The following is a 17,878-nucleotide window of genomic DNA, read 5'->3' as shown; positions in this document are numbered from 1 at the left end:
CTATGATTCGCGTGTCGCGGGGATCGGGGAACGTGATCCCTAGGACAGCTTTTATTTCTCGCGGTCGCAGCAGGGGCGACGATCGTGAAAGCCGATGAGGGGGCCAGGATGTCCGCTGCGGGCCGTGCCTGCAGCGGCAGCTTGGGCCAAGGGGGGCATCATGCCATCGATCAGTTTCACAGCCATCGACATCCGGAAGCTTGCATTGAACCGGCGCACGGCCAGGCCAACCACCTGGCATCTGCGGCGGGTCATCATGCCGAGACGCAGCATTACCGGCCGGCTGGTGCGCGGACAGGTCTGGCGGCGCCACGACGGCCGTCGCTGGTTGTACAAAAAATTCGTCGCATAGCGGGCGCAGTCGGCGGTGACGACCTCGCCGGGACGAATGGTCGAGCAAGTAGCGGGCCTTGTAGCCCGGATGAGCGAAGCGACATCCGGGGCCGGTGCCAGATGGACGTGACGCTCCCGCATGTCGCTCCGCTCATGCGGGCTACGCACCGGGTCACTTCGCCTTGCCGCCCTTCCCCTCCGCCAGCAATGCCTCGCGGACCTGCTTGAACTCGCTGCGGTCGGCCTTTTCGACATCGGGGAAATGCAGGTCGAGTCTGTCCAGCGCGCTGACGATGGCCGAGCCGATCACCACGCGGGCGAACCATTTGTGGTCGGCCGGCACGATGTGCCATGGCGCATGCTTCGTCGAGGTGTGGCGGATCAGATCCTGGTAGGCGGCCTGATATTTGTCCCACAGCCTGCGCTCGCCGATATCGGCCATTGAGAATTTCCAGTTCTTGGCGGGCTCTTCCAGCCGCTCAAGGAAGCGTTCGCGCTGCTCTTCCTTCGAGACGTTGAGAAAGAATTTCAGGATCACGGTGCCGTTGCGCGCGAGGTAGCGCTCCATGGCGGAGATGTCCTCGAAGCGATCCTTCCAGATGTCCTTGGTGACCAACTGCTGCGGGATCTTCTGTTTGGCGAGGATTTCCGGGTGCACCCGCACTACCAGGCATTCCTCGTAATAGGACCGGTTGAAGATACCGATCCGGCCGCGCTCCGGCAGCGCGATCATGCTGCGCCAGAGGAAATCGTGGTCGAGCTCTTTCGTCGACGGCTGCTTGAACGAGGTGACCTCGCAGCCCTGCGGGTTGACGCCCTCGAACACGCTCTTGATCGCGGAATCCTTGCCGGCGGCATCCATGCCCTGAAAAATCAGCAGCAGCGACCAGCGGTCCTGCGCGTAGAGTTTTTCCTGGAAATCGTTCAGCCGCTCGCGGTTGGCCTCGATGATTTTGGTCGCACCCTCCTTGTCGAGGCCGCCCTTCTCATTGGTCTTGTGCGACTTCAGGTGAAACTCGCCCGACCCGTCGTAACGGAACGGGGCGACATAGGGTTTCAGCTCGTTCGCCAGCGGTTGCGAGGATTTCTTGCTCATCTATCTCCTCCTCGTCATGCCCGGGCTTGACCCGGGCATCCACGTACTTGACCCATATCCGCAAGAAGAACGTGGATGGTCGGGACAAGCCCGGCCATGACGGAGAGAGTGTGCATCTGGGTTCCTTCACGCCTTCTTCGGTTGCGTCTTCAATCTGTCGAGGACGCTACCAAGAATGCCCTTGGGAAGGAATATGATGAAGACGACCAGCAGCACGCCGTAAACGAGATTGTCCCAGCCCACCGCCTTGGTGCCGAAGCCGATGCGCAGCACTTCCGCGAGCATGATGGTGATGATGGCGCCGACGGTGGGGCCGAGCGAGACGTAGAGGCCGCCGACGATGACGGCAAACACCATCTGCAGCGACACTGCGATGCCGCTCACCGTGTCGGGCGAGATGAACATCTGGTACTGGCAGTACAGCGCGCCGGCGAGCGCGGTCATCAGCGCCGAGATCAGCGTGATCTTGAGCTTTTCGGCTGTCACGTTGACGCCGGCAGCGGCGGCGGCGTCCTCGTCCTCCGAGATCGCCTCCATGGCGTAGCGGCTCATGCTGCGGTCGACCCAGCGCCAGACCAGGAGGCCGAGCACCCAGACGCCGAGCGCGATCAGGTACCAGGTCGTCTTGTCGTCGAACTGCAGCGCCATCAGGCCAGAGCCGCTGCGGGCGCGGTTCGGCGTGTAGCCGAGCGAGCCGCCGGTGTAGTCGCGCGTCGCGGTGATGACCTGAAGCACGATGCCCGACAGCGCCAGCGTCACCAGCACAAAATAATGCCCGGTGATGCGGAAGCGAAAACAGGGATAGGCGACGATAAGCGCCAGTACGCCTGCCGCCACCATGCTGATGGGAATGCCGATCCACGGCGACACGTCGAGATGGTTCCACAACAGCGCGGTGACATAGGCGCCGACGCCCATGAAGCCGCCATGGCCGAGCGAGACCAGCCCGAAGCGGCCCATGATCGACCACGCGGTGTAGGCGAACGACCAGATCAGGATCAGCACCAGGATGTGCAGGTGATAGGGCTCGCGATAGACGAAGGGCAGCGCGATCAGCGCGGCGAGGCCAACGCCCCAGGCGGCATGACGGGGATTCACGAGCGCCTCGCAAAAAGGCCCGCGGGCCGGATGAACATCATGACGATGAAGAAGGCGAACGCCAGCACGTAACCCCATTCAAGATCGGAAAACAGGCCGCCCAGCGAAATGATCTGGGCGAACACGAATGCCGCGATGAAGCCGCCAACGAAATTGCCCAAGCCCCCGAGCACGCAGATCAGAAAGGTGATCGGCCCGAAAGACAGCCCGACGAAGGGATGCACGTCATATTGCAGCACCAGGAGACAGGCGGCGAGGCCGGCGAGCGCGCCGCCGAGCGCCGAGGTGATGAGATAGATGCGCTTGGTATCGACCCCCATCAGCGACATGATCTGGCGGTCCTGCGCGACGGCGCGGATCGCCGTGCCGGTATAGGTGCGCTTCATGAAGAAGTAGATAGCCAGCATGCCGACCAAAGCCGCGACGAAGGCGAGCAGCCGCGCATAGCTGAAATGCATCTCGCCGATCGCCAGCACTGGCAGGCGGATGCCGAGATTGCGGAAATCGATACCGAAGGCGACGGTGGCAAAACTCTGCAGGATGAACAGCACGCCGCCGGTGGCGAGCAACTGGTTGATCGGCGGCGCGGTGAGCAGCGGCGCGATGACGATGTAATGCAGCGCCGCTCCAAGAGCCGCGACCAGCAGGATCGCAAACGGCGCCGCGACCCAGTACGGCAGGCCGAACACCTGGACCATGTAATACATGCCGTACATGCCGATCATGACCAGTTCGGCGTAGCAGATCCAGGTGACGTCGATGACGCCGAAGATCAGATTGAGCCCGAGCGCCAGCAGCGCCAGCACGCCGCCGAGCAGGATGCCGTTGACCACGGCTTCCAGCAGATAGATGTCGAAGATGTCGAGGAATGCCTGCATCGCCTACCCCAATCCGTGATGACTTTTGGCTAAGTCAGCCGTCATCCTGAGGTGCGCGCTCTTGCGCGCCTCGAAGGATGAGCACGGCCCGTGGCCCATCCTTCGAGGCTCGCTGCGCTCGCTCCTCAGGATGACGGTTGGCTCCGCGGATACGCGATCTGGTCTCATCATGCCCTACACGCCCAAATAAGCCTGCTTGATCGTATCGGTCTTCATCATCTCTTCCGACGTGCCGGAGGCGCGGATGGTGCCGGCTTCGAGCAGATAGGCGCGATCGACCACCTTCAGCACCTGCTGCACATTCTGTTCGACGATCAGAACCGTCAGCCCGCTGGCGCGGATACGCTTCACCAGTTCGAACACCTGCTGCACCACGACCGGGGCGAGACCCGCCGACGGTTCGTCGAGCAGGAGCAATTTCGGGTCCGACATCAGCGCGCGGCCGATCGCACACATCTGCTGCTCGCCGCCCGACATGGTGCCGGCCATCTGGCTGCGCCGTTCCTTCATGCGCGGAAAAAGATCGAACACGACTTCGAGCCGCTCGGCATATTTGGGGCGCGCGCCGGGCATATAGGCGCCCATCTTCAGATTGTCGTCGACGGTGAGGCGCGGAAACAGCCGGCGGTTCTCCGGCACATGGGCGATGCCGAGATCGACGATGCGATGCGCCGGCGTCGCCAGCACGTCGTGGCCTTCCATCGAGATCGCGCCCCTGGTGGGACGGATCAGGCCGGAGATTACGCGCATCAGCGTGGTCTTGCCGGCGCCGTTGGGACCGATCACGCCGACCGCCTCGCCCGCCCTGACGTCAAGGTTGATGCCGAACAATGCCTGGAAGGTGCCGTAACCCGCGTCGACCGACTTCAATTCGAGCATGCGTCAGACCCCCGCCTTGCGGCGCGCTTCCGCCGCCGCGACCTGGCTCGAATCCGCATCCGTGCCGAGATAGACCTCGATCACCCTGGGATCGCCGGCCACCGCGCTCGGCAAGCCCTCCGAAATCTTCTCGCCGTGATCGAGCACCATCACGCGGTCGACCACCCGCATCAACACGCCCATGATGTGCTCGACCCAGATGATGGTGATGCCGAGTTCGTCGCGGATCTTGCGAAGCATGTCGGCGGCCTGGTCCATCTCGTGCTCGTCGAGCCCGCCGAGGCTTTCATCGGCGAGCAGGAGTTTGGGCCCCGTGGCGAGCGCCTTGGCGAGTTCGAGCTTCTTCAACCCGGCGGCGCCGAGGCCATCGACGCTGGCGTGCCGATCCGTGGGCAAGCCGACCATACGAAGCGCGCGCTCGGCCGCCTCATCCGCCTTGGCGCGGCTGTGGCGGCCCTGGCCGTAATAGCCGGCCAGCGCCACGTTCTCGAAAATGCTGAGCCGGTGAAACGGCCGCGGGATCTGGAAGGTGCGGCCGATGCCGCTGTTGATGATGCGGTGCGGAGCCACGCCCGCGATCTCCGCGCCGTCGAACAGGATCGATCCCGCCGTCGGCACCAGCGTGCCCGACAGCATGTTGAAGATCGTGCTCTTGCCGGAGCCGTTCGGGCCGATCAGGCCGAGAATCTCGCCCTGCTCGACCCGGAACGACACGTTGTTGACAGCGGTGAAGCCGCCAAAACGCTTCACCAACCCTTCTACCGTCAGCACGCCAGAACCTCCGCTTACTCGTTTGCTGGCTTTACTGGTTGCTGAACGTGGTTCCCTTCGGCAGCGGCAGCACGGCCTCGCGCTGCGCCTGGCTCTTCGGCCACACCACATACGACTTGTCGTCGACATACTGGATGACCACCGGGAACGAGCGCTCATTCTGGCCGGCCATCTGCGTGCCCTCGCCGTGGAACTTGACGCCGAAGCCCAGCATGGTGCCGCCTTCGGGAATGTCGACTTCGAGCGCCGCCCTGCGCAGCGCATCGGGATCGACGCCTCCGTATTTCTTGATGGCGCGCGGCAATACTTCCGTCAGGAAGACGTAGGTGTTCGACGCCGCCATGCCGACATGCGCTGAACGGATCGCAACGCCAGGCTTGGCCTTGTCGAACTCCTCGCCGACCATCTTGATCACGGGCGGCAGCTTCGGATCCATGCTCTTTTGGTTCGCGAGCCAGATCGAAATCGGATCGGTGTTGAAGACGTAATTGACGTCGGCGCCGAGACCTTCCTTCAGCTTCTCGTACACCCCATAGCCCGCGCCGTGGCCGACGAGTGCCGCGAACTTCAGGCCCTGCTCACGCGCCTGACGTCCGAACAGGGTGATGTCGGGGTTATAGCCGGTGTGGAAGATAACGTCGGGCCGCGCGCGCTTCAGTTTTGTCACCAGCGCGGAGAGATCGGGCGCGGTGGCTGAATAGCCTTCCTTCATCACGACGTTGAAGCCGGCCTTCTTGGCGCCGGCCTCGTTGCCCTTGGAGACGTCGACGCCATAGGCGCCGTCCTCGTGGATGATGGCGACGCGCAGGTCCTTCGGCTCCTTGCCGAACTTTTCCTTGGAGTTCTGTGCGATGAAATCCATCGTCATCAGGCCGAACTGATCGCCTGAAGCCTGCGGGCGGAACACGTATTTGAAGTTCTTGTCGGCAAGCACGGCGGAAGAAATGCAGGTGGTAATCCACATGAAGTTCTTGAGCTGCTCGACGCGCGCGGCCACCGGCACGCATTGCGCCGACGAGAAGAAGCCGAGCAGCATGTTGACCTTTTCCTGCTCGATCAGCCGGACGGCCTCGTTGATCGCGACGTCAGGCTTGCTCTGGGCGTCGGCGTAGACAGCTTCGACCTTGTAACCCTCGACGCCGGTTTTGGCGTACTGGTCGAGCATGATCTTGGCGCCGATATATTGCAGTTCCGAACCACCGCCCGCGAGCGGGCCGGTGAGGTCGTAGATCACGCCGATCTTGATTTTCTTTTCCTGAGCCTCGGCGGCAACCGCCATCCCCAGTACCGCCATGGCGGCAGACAGCCCAATGAGCAGGCGTGCAGCTTTTCGCCCCGGCATGGAATCCTCCCTTGGATATTTTTTGTGCACTGCGTCTTTTATTATTTGTTGGCGCCTATCACATTGGTAGCGCGACCAGATGTCAAGCGCATTGCTTGGTCAGGGCTGGGAAGCGAGCTGTGCCTCGATGAATGCCGTGACAAAACGCGGCATTGCCGCATTGAGATCGCGCGCGTCGCGCACGAGGTGGATGGCGGACAATTCCGGCTGACGCTGCGCGGCGAGATTGCGCTCGATCCGGTCGCGCACGACGTCGCCCGGCAGATCGACCCGCAGCATGCGGATCATCGCAACCGCATGTTCGGTGCAGACGCAGTGCCAATGCGGCTCGCTCTCGTATTCGCCGGGCGTCAGCCCGGTCTCTTCCTCGAGTTCGCGCGTGACGCTGCCGGATATGTCGACCGTGCCGTCCCTGATGTCGTCGAGGTCGGGGGTGCCGGACGGAAAATAGATGCGTCCGGCGGTCGACGTGTGCTGGCCCATCTCGCCAAGCACGAAAGCGCCGTCGGCGCAGCGGAGCGCGCCCATGCCGAAACCGTTGAACACGCTTGGATCAGGAAAACCCCAGTCGCGCCAGGCCAGAAAACTTGCGAAATCGGTTTCGAAATAGCTGGCGCTGAAGCGGTCTCCGGCAAACACCGGGTTGCGCCCGAGCAGGACCCGGCCGTTCCACAGCGCGGGCTTTTCGCGCTGCTTGTCGGCGAAATGCGCATCGATCTCCGCGCGGCGCGCCTCGGCAAATGGCCACGCCCACGCTTCGACAACGAAGTCGAGCGCGCTGACGCGATAAATGACCGGCGGTTTCGTGTCACTCATCGGCTGACTTCGCTTGCTTTCACGCCGATCCCGCCCAGACCTTACTTCGTGCTCGCGCCGGTCGTCTTCTTGACCTGCTCGACATATTTGTTGGTCCAGGTCTTGGTCACGTCGATATTGGCTTTCGCGACCTCCGGCGAACCCTCGCTGAACACGGCGAGCACCGCGTCGGCGCCCTTGGGGTCCATCATGCCGGTCAGCGAATACATCGGGATCGTGTTCTTCAGCGCGGCGAGATAAAGCTCCTTGTTCTTGCCGACGATTTCGTCGGGCATCTTCGCCATGATCTCTTCTGGCGAATGCGAATGAATCCAGGTGAGCGTGTTGACGATCGCATTAGTCAGCGCCTGCACTTCCTTGTCATGCGACTTGATCCACGCCGTGGTGGTGTAGAGCGCGCCGCCCGGATACTCGCCGCCGAACAGCGCGAGCGTGTCCTTCTGCGTGCGGGTGTCGGCCAGGATCTTCAAATCCGGGTAGCTGCCCTGCAGGACGGTGACGGAGGGATCGAGCATCACGGCTGCGTCGATCTGCCCCTGCTGCATCGCCGCCACAGCAGTCGCCCCCAGACCGACGCCGATCACCGCGGCGCTGGTCGGATCGAGGCCGTTCTTCTTCAACAGATATTTCAGGAAGAAATCGGTCGAGGAGCCCGGCGCGCTGACGCCGACCTTCTTGCCGGCCAGATCCTTGATCGACTTGATCTCATTGGTGTGCGCGGGCGACACCACCAGCACCAGGCCGGGATAGCGGTCATAGACCACGAAAGACTGCAGCTCCTGCTTCTTGGCGGCCAGATTGACGCAATGATCGAAATAACCCGAGACCACGTCGGCGCTGCCGCCGAGCACGGCTTTGAGCGCGTCCGAACCGCCCTTGAGATCGACCAGTTCGACTGATAGCCCCGCCTTTTCGTATTCACCGAGTTGCTTGGCCAGCACGGTGGGCAGATAGCACAGGCAGGAGCCACCGCCGACGGCTATGGTGACCTTGCTTTGCGCTGCGGCAAAACCCGTCGACAGCGCCAGCGCCAGCAGTGCTCCAGCCAGCCGGGCAAACAGATTTCTCATGATTTTCCTCCAGGAATTTGGCCGGCACGATAGTGCAGCGCGGCGCGCTTGAGAAGGCGACTTTGGTGCCAAAGCGCGGCTTGCAACGCTGGCGTTCCGACCATGCAGGCCGCAGTTTATTCCGCGATGGACACCCGATCTTTTCGCGAGTTGCGCGGCATCGCGCGCTGGTCAGGCGGATTTCCGCGGCATAGCATCCCCGCCACAAGAAACGCTTTAGGGAGGATTTTCCATGAATCGCCTAGTTGCCGCGCTGTCGTTGACTGCCGCCTTTGCCGCCGGTTGCGGCGTCACGCATTTCCTGCGTCCTGCGTTGGCTGCAGAAAACATCACCGCGCAGATCATCCACACCGGAGAGCTGGAAGGCGACACGCTCTCGCCGGCCAACGCCGGCGGCATGCGCAACAAGACGTTCGTCTCGGTGGATGGCGCCACCATCTCGATCCAGGACGGCAGCCCACCAAAGCATCTGCACGCCAACGCGAACGAGATTCAGTACATCCTCGAAGGCACGGGAACGATCTGGCTCGGCGATAAGGAAGTGACGGTAAAGCCCGGCGATCTCGTCGTGATCCCCAAGGGCACCCCGCATGGTGGCACCAAGCCCGTCGGCCGGACCATCAAGGCGATCGCGATCAAGACGCCGCCGCAGGCGCCGGATGATACGAAGCTGCTGAATTGACGGTTGGCCGTTTCCACCGTCATTGCGAGCCAACGGGTCGGGCGAATGCCCGCCCGACGACGGGCCCCGCGAAGCAATCCATGTCGCCACGCGCGGATACATGGATTGCTTCGTCGCTACGCTCTCTTGCGCAAACGCTTCGCGTTTGTCGCAGGCAATGACGGGAGAGCTCCAACGAGGTCATCCTGGAGGATCACGTGGAAACAAGGAAAACATACAAGACCTTTCAGTACAGAAACAACCTGGTCTGGGACACCGCTCGCCGCGGCCGATCTTCCGCACCCGGCAAGCCCAACATCGAGATCGGCAGTCCTCCCGAATTCAAGGGAGAGGCGGGCGTCTGGGCGCCCGAAGAAATGCTGGTCGCCGCGCTGAATGCCTGCATGATGCTGACGTTTGTATCGTTCGCCCAAAGCAAGCGGCTGGCGTTTGTGGCCTATGAAAGCACCGCAGAAGGCTTGCTGGAAAATGTCGACGGCAAATACCGGATTGTTGAAGTCAGTGTTCGGCCGACGCTGGTCTTGAGAACGGACGCCGACATCGCGACTGCCCGAACGATCATGGCCGAGGTGAAGGAAAACTGCTTCATCTCCAACTCGATCACCGCGGACGTGAAATTGGCTCCGCAATTTCGAATGGCGTCCGATGTCGTCAGTTAGTGTGGCCTTCGGCAGCCGGCCGCCAATCGTTCTCCGCCGTCATTGCGAGCGAAGCGAAGCAATCCGTTCTTTCTTTCCGCAGAGAAATGGATTGCTTCGTCGCTGCGCTCCCTTGCGCAAACGCTTTGCGTTTGTCGCAGGCAATGACGGCGGGGCTTACCCGCTGCCCTCCGGCGTCGCCTGCCAGATCAGAAATCCCGGGCGGGCCACGATCGCCGCGGCGACAAGCTCCAGCACGATGCAAACCAGCAGGGCGGCGTCATAGTCGCTGCTCCACCCCCTGATGATGCCGATCAATCCGGGACCCAGCGCGCCGACGGTGCCACTGATCGCAGTCGACAGGCCCATGACGACGACAAAGCTGGCGGCGCTGAATTCGCGATGAATGATCAGCGGCGGCAGGGTAATGAGATTGCCGACCGAAAAACCGAAGACGGCGCAAGCGGCCAGGATGATCGGCACGGTATCGGTCTGGCGGATGACCAGGAGCGCCGCCGCCTGGCTGACGATCGAGACGGCGGCGACGAGCCGCGGATCGAACCGATCGACGACCATGCCGAGACCGAAGCGTCCCGCGATCGACATGAAGGTCATGATGGAAACCGCGAGCCCCGCGCTGCTGCGGCCGACCTTCGGTTCAAGCAGCGCGATCTGGTGCACGATGAAGCTGATCTGGGCGACCAAAGCGAGCGCAAAGGGAAGCGAGATTGTCCAGAACGCCAGGCTGCGTATCAGTTTTGCGCGCGATATGTCGGCCGTTGCGAGCGGCGGTTGAGATTGCGATGGATCGCCAGTCTCCCCGGCCCCGGCCGGCGATCGCGGGCCGATCCAGGCGAGCGCGACGGGCACGAGAACGACAACCGTGACCGCTGCCGCAGTCAGCATCGCGGCTGCAAAGCCTGTTCGCTCGACGAGAAGCACGAGCAAGGGCGTGGCGACGACCCCGCCGAAACTCGCACCGGTGTAGGCCAGACTGATGGCGAGCCCGCGACGGCGCACGAACCACAGACTTACGACGGTCGCGATCACGACGGTGCCCATACCGATCCACCCCAACGACATCAGGATGAAGGCGGCATAGAGCTGCCAAACCGTGGTCGCCGACGCGAGCATCGCCATGGACGCAGCAAGCGCTGCAATTCCGAGCAGGACGAGCCGCTTCGCGCCCAAACGGTCCACGAACTCGCTGGTGAAGGTCGCAAGGATGTTGCTGAGCAGGAAAGAAAGCGTGCTGGCCCCCGAGATCAGCGCGGGCGGCCAGCCATTCAGGCGCTGCAGTTCGACCAGGTAGATACCCTGGCCGTAAAGAGCAAAGCCGAACAGAAACAGCGCCATGAGGAAACAGGCAAGCACGGCGCGCCAGCCTGCATAGCGCAGCCGCGTCTCATCAGGGGAGCTTGTGTCCTGCGCGGGGATCATCTGCCTTCGGGCTGTTGCACGGCGCGAAGCCGCTTCCGGCACGGCCCGGCTTCACCATGCGCGTTCAGATCGCCGAAGGCGAATAACAATTAAGCCGGCGGCTGTAACAAAGACAGCCAGCCTGATGCGCCGATCAATCCCGCCCGGCGGCCACCGGCCGCCATACCAAGAGCCTGCGCTCGACCACCGTCACGCCCATGTCGATCAGGATGACGAAGGCGGACAGCACGAACATGCCGGCGAACACGGCGGCGACGTCGAACACGCCCTCGGCCTGCTGGATCAGATAGCCGAGGCCCGCCGCCGATCCCAGATATTCGCCGACAACCGCGCCGACCACGGCAAAGCCGACCGCCGTGTGCAGCGAAGAAAACATCCACGACAGCGCCGACGGCCAGTAGACGTGGCGCGTCAACTGCCGCTCGTTCATGCCGAGCATGCGGCCGTTATCGAGTACCGTGGTCGAGACTTCCTTGACGCCCTGATAGACGTTGAAGAACACGATGAAGAACACCAGCGTGACGCCGAGCGCGACCTTGGACCAGATGCCGAGCCCCAGCCACAGCGCGAAGATCGGCGCCAGCACCACGCGCGGCAGCGCGTTGATCATCTTGACGTAGGGGTCGAACACCGCGGCAACGAGGGGCTTGCGCGCAAACCAGAACCCGACCAGGACGCCGCCGACCGAGCCGATCACGAAAGCAAGGATCGATTCCCACAGCGTGATGAAAAGGTGCTTCCAGATCACGCCTGTCGTGAACCACTTCACAACCTGGCTGCCGACATCGATCGGGTTGGCGAAGAAGAACGGCGGCAACAATATCCGGCCGAACAACGGGACAGTGGTAAGGACGTGCCACATCGCCAGCGCAACGACGGCGACCAACAATTGCAGTGAGAGGAGCCCGATCCTAGACACGTTCACGCTCCTCTCATTTCTGCGCCGTCACTGCTTGGAGAAGATGCCGACCAGGCTGGTCGCACCCTTGGCGTGGCCGTCCAGCGCCTTGATGAGTTCGTCGCGCGTCATACCCTCTTTCAAGGCGGTCGGCTCGAGATCGGTCGCCATCAGGGTGAAAAGATAGTGATGCGGCGGACCGGGGGGCGTACAGGGCCCGAAATAGTTCGCCAGCTTCATCAGGCTCTGGCCGCCGACATATTTGTCGCTCGGCTTGGAAACTTCGCCCTCGGCGAAACCGGTGACGGAGGCCGGAATGCCATAGGCTACCCAATGCGAGACCCCGCCGGGCGGCCGGCCATCGATATCGAACATCAGGATGGCATAGCTCTTGGTGCCTTCCGGCGGGTTAGCCCAGGAGAGCGCCGGGGAAATGTTCTCGCCCACGCAATTCGGATTGGATTTGTTGTTGCCGGCGAATTTCGTCGCCAGCCGTTCGCCGTCCTTGAAGCCGGTCGAGGACAGCGTAAACACCCCTTGCGCATGGGCGGCCTGGACGCCCCCGAAGGCGAACAGCGCAAGCGCGCCCGCGAGAATTGAAGTCCTTATCATGACGTCTCCCCTATGATCTTGTTGCGTGACCATTCTAACCGCGACAGCGCCGCAAGCTACCCTGCGGCCGATAGCGCGTAGCCCTTCAACACCTCGTCCTTCAAAACACTCCATATCTCACGATGAAGTGAGTGGAAATCCTTCTCCATGCGGACCTCCGAAATGTCGCGCGGGCGTGGCAGCTTCACCCGCCAGTCGCCGATGATGCGCGCCGAGGGACCTGCCGACATGATGACGACGCGGTCGGCGAGCGCGATCGCCTCTTCAAGATCGTGGGTGACGAACAGCACCGCCTTGCGGTCGGCAGTCCATAGTTCCAGCAGCAGGTTGCCCATGATCTGCCGGGTCTGCGCATCGAGCGGGCCGAACGGCTCGTCCATCAAAAGGATTTTTGGATCGCGGATCAGCACTTGCGCCAACCCCACCCGTTTGCGCTGTCCGCCGGACAGCATGTGCGGGTAACGGTTGGCGAAGGCGCCGAGCCCCACGGAAGTGAGCCAGCCCTGCGCCCGCTGCAGCGCCTGCTCGCGCGGCGCGCCCTTGATGTCGAGGCCGATGGCGACGTTATCGATCGCGGTCTTCCAGGGAAACAGCGCGTCGGCCTGAAACAGATAGCCGGCATCCCGGTTCAGGCCGGTCAGCGGCTGGCCGAAAATCCTCACAGAACCAGCTGCGGGCTTCAGGAGCCCGGCGGCGACATTGAGCAGCGTCGATTTTCCGCATCCGGTGGGGCCGACGATGGCGACGAACTCGCCGTCGGCGACGGACAGGCTGGCCTGTTCCACCGCCGTATAGACGCGATCCCCGGCCACGCGAAAGGCCACCGTCGCGTCGTCGAGTACGACCGCGGCCGGCTGTGCGGTATCCGCCATGTTTCTCCCCAAAAGTTTGGAGTGATGCCTTAGCGGTTACCAAGGATAAGTTCAACGCGGCATCCCGACGTGGTAGTTGATCTTTTACCTTCCCCTCCAGGGGCGGGTAAGATTTGAGATCGCATGGCCGCTCCCCTGATCGCCTATACCAATGTCGGCAAGACCTTTGACGCCGGCCGCGTGGTGGCCGTCGACGACGTCTCGCTTGACGTCGCCGAGGGGGAGTTTTTGGCCATCGTCGGCGGCTCCGGCTCGGGCAAGACCACGCTGCTGCGGCTTGCCAACCGGCTGATCGAAGCGGACTCCGGCTCGATCACGGTCGAAGGCGAGGAGGTGCGCAACGTCGATCCGATCCTGCTGCGGCGGCGGATCGGCTATGTGTTCCAGAGCGGCGGGCTGTTTCCGCATCTGACCGTCGCCGACAATATCGGCATCACGCCGAAGCTATTGGGCACAGCGCCCGCCGAGATTTCCGCGCGAGTGGACGAACTGCTCGACCTGGTGCGGCTCGACCGCGCGCAATACCGCGACCGCCTGCCGCACGAACTTTCGGGCGGCCAGCGCCAGCGCGTCGGTGTGGCGCGCGCGCTTGCCGCACGGCCGCGCATCGTGCTGATGGACGAGCCGTTCGGCGCGCTCGATCCTTTCACCCGCGACGCGCTCGGCGACGATTTTCGCGAGCTGCATCGCACGCTCGGCCTGACCACGGTCATGATCACCCATGACATGACGGAGGCGATCCTGCTCGCCGACCGGATCGCGGTGATGGGGGGCGGTCGGCTGCTGGCGCAGGGCACGCCATCAAAACTTTCCGAAAGCGGCGACGCTTATGTCGGCGAACTGCTGCGCACGCCGCGGCGGCAGGCCGAACGGCTCGGCGCCCTGCTGCCGCGGGACGGCGCCGCATGAGCCTCTTCACCGATCCGCGCTGGGCGGAAGCGCTGAGCCACCTGCCCGACTATCTCGGCAATCATGTCCGCGTCAGCGTCACCGCGCTGGCGCTGGGACTTCTGGTCAGCCTGCCCCTCGCGATTGCGGTACGCAATCGTCGAGTAGCGCGTGGCGCGCTGCTCGGGCTTGCCAGCATCGTGCAGACCGTGCCGGGACTGGCGCTGCTGGCGCTGTTCTATCCGCTGCTGCTGGCGCTCGCGGCGCTGTCGCTGTCGTGGTTCGGCTTTGGCTTCTCCGCGTTCGGATTTTTGCCCGCGGTGCTGGCGCTCGCGCTCTATTCGATGCTGCCGGTGCTGCGCAATACCATCACCGGCCTGCAGGGCGTGGAGCCTGCGATCCTCGAAGCGGCGCAGGGCGTCGGCATGACGCCGCGGCAATCGCTGTTCACAGTGGAATTGCCGCTCGCGCTGCCTGTCATGATGGCGGGCATCCGCACCGCCGCAGTCTGGGTGATCGGCACCGCGACGCTGTCGACGCCGATCGGCCAGACCAGTCTCGGCAATTACATTTTTGCAGGACTGCAGACCCAGAACTGGGTGTTCGTGCTGTTCGGCTGCCTTGCCGCAGCGGTGCTGGCGCTGCTGGTCGATCAGCTGCTGGCGCTGATCGAAAGCGGCCTGCGCAACCGCAGCCGCCTGCGCGCAACGCTTGGCGGCGTCGGCATCGCGGCGCTGGTCGCGGCCACGCTGGTGCCGACCATGATGCGCGCGCAGACGAGTTACATCGTCGGCGCCAAGACCTTCACCGAACAATATGTGTTGTCGGCATTGATCGCACAGCGGCTGAAAGCCGCCGGCCTCTCCGCCTCTTCGCGCGAAGGCCTCGGCTCCAACGTGATCTTCGAGGCGCTGGCGAGCAACGATATCGACGTCTATGTCGACTATTCCGGCACGCTGTGGCTGAATCAGTTCCACCGCAACGACATCAGGCCGCGACAGGAGTTGCTGGCCGAGCTGAAGACAATGCTGGCGAAGCAGAACATCACGCTGTTGGGCGAACTCGGCTTCGAGAACGCCTATGCGCTGGTGATGCCGCGCAAACGCGCCGAGCAGCTCGGCATCCGCACCATCGCCGACCTCGCCTCGCGCGCGGCGAGCATGTCGATTGCCGGCGACTACGAATTCTTCTCGCGGCCCGAATGGACCGCGCTGCGCAAGACCTACGGCCTGTCGTTCCGCGCGCAGCGGCAGATGCAGCCGGACTTCATGTATGCCGCCGTCGCCTCCGGCGAAGTCGACGTCATTGCGGGCTACACCAGCGACGGGCTGATCGCAAAATACGACCTGGTGACGCTGGGTGACGTCAGGCGTGCGATCCCGCCTTACGACGCGATGGTGCTGCTGGCGCCGAAGCGCGCCAATGATGAGGCGCTGCGCAAGACGCTTGCCCCGCTGCTCGGCAAGATCGACATCGCCACGATGCGCGAAGCCAATCTCCGCGCCGCCGGCAACGACGCCACAAGCTCGCCAGATGCGGTGGCGCAGTGGCTGTGGGAGAAAATGGGGAAGAAGTAGGAGGCTGTCGTTTGTCGCGGCCCTATCCCCGTCATTGCGAGCGCAGCGAAGCAATCCATCTCACGGCGAGCGGAGACATGGATTGCTTCGTCGCTTCGCTCCCTTGCGCAAACGCTTCGCGTTTGTCGCAGGCAATGACGTGGATAGGCCGCGGCAGTCCGGCTACACCTGAGAAATAGTCAAAGCCCCTTGATCATCCCGGCGTCGATCAGCAGGCGATTGAACCTTCGCGCTTCCGCGCCTTTCCTGCAGGCGTAGAATGTGCCCTTGCAGCGGAGCATGATGCTCTTCTGTTCTGCAAACGACGTATCCAGCGGAATACCGGCGGCTTCCTGGAGCACGATCGGGATATACGCAGCATCGAGAGTTTCAAGCGCCGATGACAGGTCGGGCCGGTAATTGATGGCGTCAACCGCATAGTAGGTGGAGAAGTACCGCGGATCTGATGTCATCAACCGCTTCCCCAGCGACGCCTGATCGATCCCGGGCTCGAGCAGCTTTTGCGAGATGGCCGGCTGATGATCACCGAAACGCAGCACCAGAAACGACTGATCCGGATAGTCGCGCTTCAGCCGCTCGGTAAACTCGCGATAGTCAATTGCCGTCATGGTCTGACGGCGAATGTATTCGTCGGTCTCCGCTGTATTTCCCAGTGGGGTCCAGTTCGGCGTCAGTTCGGGCCGGTAGACGTTCCACCAGGGAAAATGATTGGCCGTGAGGTAGACGAGCATGAAAACCGGCGACTGCTGCGGCAGTTTGCGCTCAAACACCTTCAATGCCTGGTCGAAATAGAACTTGTCCGGCTGCATGTCCTCATGCACGCCCATCTCGGCCATGTCGATGAACTGGTCAACGCCGGTGCCCTTCTGGAAGGCGCGCGCGCTGAGGAAGTCGCCATAGGTCGGATAGAGCGAGACGGTCTTGTAGCCGCAGCGCTGCAGGGCTCGCGGCAGTCCGCGCGTCACGCGGCCGGCGGCGATCCGCGTGACGTAGAATTTCAGATCGCCGAACGAGCGGGCCGACAGGCCGGTCAGCACGTTGAACTCGGTGTACCAGGTCGGGCCGCCGGTCGACTCCGCGATCATGGTCCGCTGCTTGCCGTCGCTCGACTTGAAATAATCGGTGTAGCCGGCCGGCACCTTGATGCCGGGTGCCGAGGTAATGTCGAAGCTCGACTCATCGAGCAGCATGATGATGTGCGGCCGCTTGGCCGTGGCGTCGCAGGTCTCGCCTGACGGCAGCGCGGGCAGACCGGCAGCGCGGGCATCCCGCGCGAGGCTGAGCGGGCCGTTCGCCGGCGGATCGGCCTCGATCCATCCCGTCGAAGCCAGCCGCGACACCGCCACCACACCCGAGCGGGCCAGATTGGAGATATGATTGACGCCCTGGAACGGCTCCCATGCCAGCTCGGGCGATGCGACCGACATCACCGCGATCAGCGCGGCGCTCGCCGCCACGCCCGTCAGTGCAATGCGGCGGCGCACGCGGAACGGATCGAAACGCCAGACCAACCACAACAGCGGAACCGCAACCAGCCCCGCCACCATCAACTGCATCTGCAATCGCGGAAACACCGAGAGCAGAAACGAAAACGTATCGCGGTCGATGATCAGGAAGTCGAGGAACGTCAGCGTCAGCTGCAGAATCCCGAACTTGAAGTGCGACAGCGCGATCAGGATCACGGTGACGGCCAGCGACAGCGCTGCGCAGACGGCGGGCCGCTGCAGCGCGACCAGCAGGAAACAGTTCACGAAGACCCACGCCAGCACGGACAGCGTGATCGCAAACGGCCCGTATTCGGTGGTCAGGAGAACCACGAGCCCCGCCAGATGCACGGCAACGATCAGGCCGGCCAGCGCAAAGAACCGGACGCCGCGCGATTCCGCGCGGATGCTTTCGCTTACTCCGGATTCTGCAACCGCAGACATGTCGGCGTCCTCTCGATCATGATGCGATCATAAGGATCGCATCATGATCTCAACTCTTTG

18 protein-coding genes are annotated in these 17,878 nt (G+C 63.1%); 5 read left to right on the top strand and 13 right to left on the bottom strand.

The genetic code is table 11. From position 1 onward, the window contains the following. Window positions 1-160 precede the first annotated feature (160 nt). Window positions 161-352, top strand: a complete 192-nt coding sequence (locus V1283_RS03240; RefSeq protein WP_334385002.1) for a hypothetical protein — start codon at window positions 161-163, stop codon at window positions 350-352. A 153-nt stretch (window positions 353-505) separates the two neighbouring features. Here the strand turns inward: V1283_RS03240 and V1283_RS03235 are convergent, their stop codons facing one another. The 8 genes from V1283_RS03235 to V1283_RS03200 form a co-directional block, all read right to left on the bottom strand. Beyond that, window positions 506-1,429 (bottom strand): polyphosphate kinase 2 family protein, encoded by a 924-nt coding sequence (locus V1283_RS03235; protein ID WP_334385001.1) that lies wholly within the window; start codon window positions 1,427-1,429, stop codon window positions 506-508. Between the two features lie 126 nt (window positions 1,430-1,555). Next, a complete protein-coding gene (locus tag V1283_RS03230; RefSeq protein ID WP_334385000.1) occupies window positions 1,556-2,527 on the bottom strand; it encodes a branched-chain amino acid ABC transporter permease in 972 nt (323 codons plus the stop codon). Next, window positions 2,524-3,405, bottom strand: a complete 882-nt coding sequence (locus V1283_RS03225) for a branched-chain amino acid ABC transporter permease (RefSeq protein ID WP_334384999.1) — start codon at window positions 3,403-3,405, stop codon at window positions 2,524-2,526. Before V1283_RS03225 ends, V1283_RS03230 begins: the two co-directional genes overlap by 4 nt. 174 nt (window positions 3,406-3,579) lie before the next feature. Then, a complete protein-coding gene (locus V1283_RS03220; protein WP_334384998.1) occupies window positions 3,580-4,284 on the bottom strand; it encodes an ABC transporter ATP-binding protein in 705 nt (234 codons plus the stop codon). Window positions 4,285-4,287: 3 nt separating this feature from the next. Further along, the gene (locus tag V1283_RS03215) at window positions 4,288-5,055 is read right to left on the bottom strand and encodes an ABC transporter ATP-binding protein (protein WP_334384997.1); all 768 of its coding nucleotides are present in this window, start codon (window positions 5,053-5,055) and stop codon (window positions 4,288-4,290) included. A 31-nt stretch (window positions 5,056-5,086) separates the two neighbouring features. Further along, on the bottom strand, window positions 5,087-6,397 hold the full coding sequence (locus V1283_RS03210; protein WP_334384996.1) for an ABC transporter substrate-binding protein: 1,311 nt from the start codon (window positions 6,395-6,397) through the stop codon (window positions 5,087-5,089). A 99-nt stretch (window positions 6,398-6,496) separates the two neighbouring features. After that, on the bottom strand, window positions 6,497-7,213 hold the full coding sequence (locus V1283_RS03205) for an NUDIX hydrolase (protein ID WP_334384995.1): 717 nt from the start codon (window positions 7,211-7,213) through the stop codon (window positions 6,497-6,499). Between the two features lie 41 nt (window positions 7,214-7,254). Then, window positions 7,255-8,283, bottom strand: a complete 1,029-nt coding sequence (locus V1283_RS03200; protein WP_334384994.1) for an ABC transporter substrate-binding protein — start codon at window positions 8,281-8,283, stop codon at window positions 7,255-7,257. 232 nt (window positions 8,284-8,515) lie between these two features. Here V1283_RS03200 and V1283_RS03195 point away from each other — a divergent pair, with 232 nt between their 5' ends. Together V1283_RS03195 and V1283_RS03190 are read left to right on the top strand one after the other, a co-directional pair. Beyond that, on the top strand, window positions 8,516-8,965 hold the full coding sequence (locus V1283_RS03195) for a cupin domain-containing protein (RefSeq protein WP_334384993.1): 450 nt from the start codon (window positions 8,516-8,518) through the stop codon (window positions 8,963-8,965). 197 nt (window positions 8,966-9,162) lie between these two features. Continuing rightward, window positions 9,163-9,624 carry an OsmC family protein gene (locus V1283_RS03190; RefSeq protein ID WP_334384992.1) on the top strand — a complete coding sequence of 154 codons (462 nt, stop codon included), beginning with the start codon at window positions 9,163-9,165 and terminating at the stop codon, window positions 9,622-9,624. Between the two features lie 156 nt (window positions 9,625-9,780). Here the strand turns inward: V1283_RS03190 and V1283_RS03185 are convergent, their stop codons facing one another. The 4 genes from V1283_RS03185 to V1283_RS03170 form a co-directional block, all read right to left on the bottom strand. Then, window positions 9,781-11,043: an MFS transporter gene (locus V1283_RS03185; RefSeq protein WP_334384991.1), complete on the bottom strand. Its 1,263-nt coding sequence runs from the start codon at window positions 11,041-11,043 to the stop codon at window positions 9,781-9,783. A gap of 133 nt (window positions 11,044-11,176) precedes the next feature. Continuing rightward, window positions 11,177-11,962, bottom strand: a complete 786-nt coding sequence (locus tag V1283_RS03180) for an ABC transporter permease (RefSeq protein ID WP_334384990.1) — start codon at window positions 11,960-11,962, stop codon at window positions 11,177-11,179. A gap of 27 nt (window positions 11,963-11,989) precedes the next feature. Further along, window positions 11,990-12,553 (bottom strand): YbhB/YbcL family Raf kinase inhibitor-like protein, encoded by a 564-nt coding sequence (locus V1283_RS03175; RefSeq protein WP_334384989.1) that lies wholly within the window; start codon window positions 12,551-12,553, stop codon window positions 11,990-11,992. A 56-nt stretch (window positions 12,554-12,609) separates the two neighbouring features. Beyond that, window positions 12,610-13,425 (bottom strand): ABC transporter ATP-binding protein, encoded by an 816-nt coding sequence (locus V1283_RS03170; RefSeq protein ID WP_334384988.1) that lies wholly within the window; start codon window positions 13,423-13,425, stop codon window positions 12,610-12,612. Between the two features lie 123 nt (window positions 13,426-13,548). Between V1283_RS03170 and V1283_RS03165 the strand changes: the two genes are divergently transcribed. Both V1283_RS03165 and V1283_RS03160 read left to right on the top strand, forming a co-directional pair. After that, window positions 13,549-14,334 carry an ATP-binding cassette domain-containing protein gene (locus tag V1283_RS03165; protein WP_334384987.1) on the top strand — a complete coding sequence of 262 codons (786 nt, stop codon included), beginning with the start codon at window positions 13,549-13,551 and terminating at the stop codon, window positions 14,332-14,334. Beyond that, entirely contained in the window at window positions 14,331-15,890 is a 1,560-nt protein-coding gene (locus tag V1283_RS03160) for an ABC transporter permease/substrate-binding protein (RefSeq protein ID WP_334384986.1), read from the top strand. The genes V1283_RS03165 and V1283_RS03160 overlap by 4 nt, the downstream gene beginning before the upstream one ends. Before the next feature lie 179 nt (window positions 15,891-16,069). On the opposite strand, the gene V1283_RS03155 is transcribed toward V1283_RS03160, so the two are convergent. Further along, window positions 16,070-17,818 (bottom strand): sulfatase-like hydrolase/transferase, encoded by a 1,749-nt coding sequence (locus V1283_RS03155; RefSeq protein WP_334384985.1) that lies wholly within the window; start codon window positions 17,816-17,818, stop codon window positions 16,070-16,072. Between the last annotated feature and the right edge of the window lie 60 nt (window positions 17,819-17,878).

It is taken from the genome of Bradyrhizobium sp. AZCC 2262 (assembly GCF_036924535.1).
In the GTDB taxonomy this organism is placed as follows: domain Bacteria; phylum Pseudomonadota; class Alphaproteobacteria; order Rhizobiales; family Xanthobacteraceae; genus Bradyrhizobium.
Note: the sequence above shows the minus strand (reverse complement) of the source record. Positions and strands in the feature narration are given on the sequence as shown.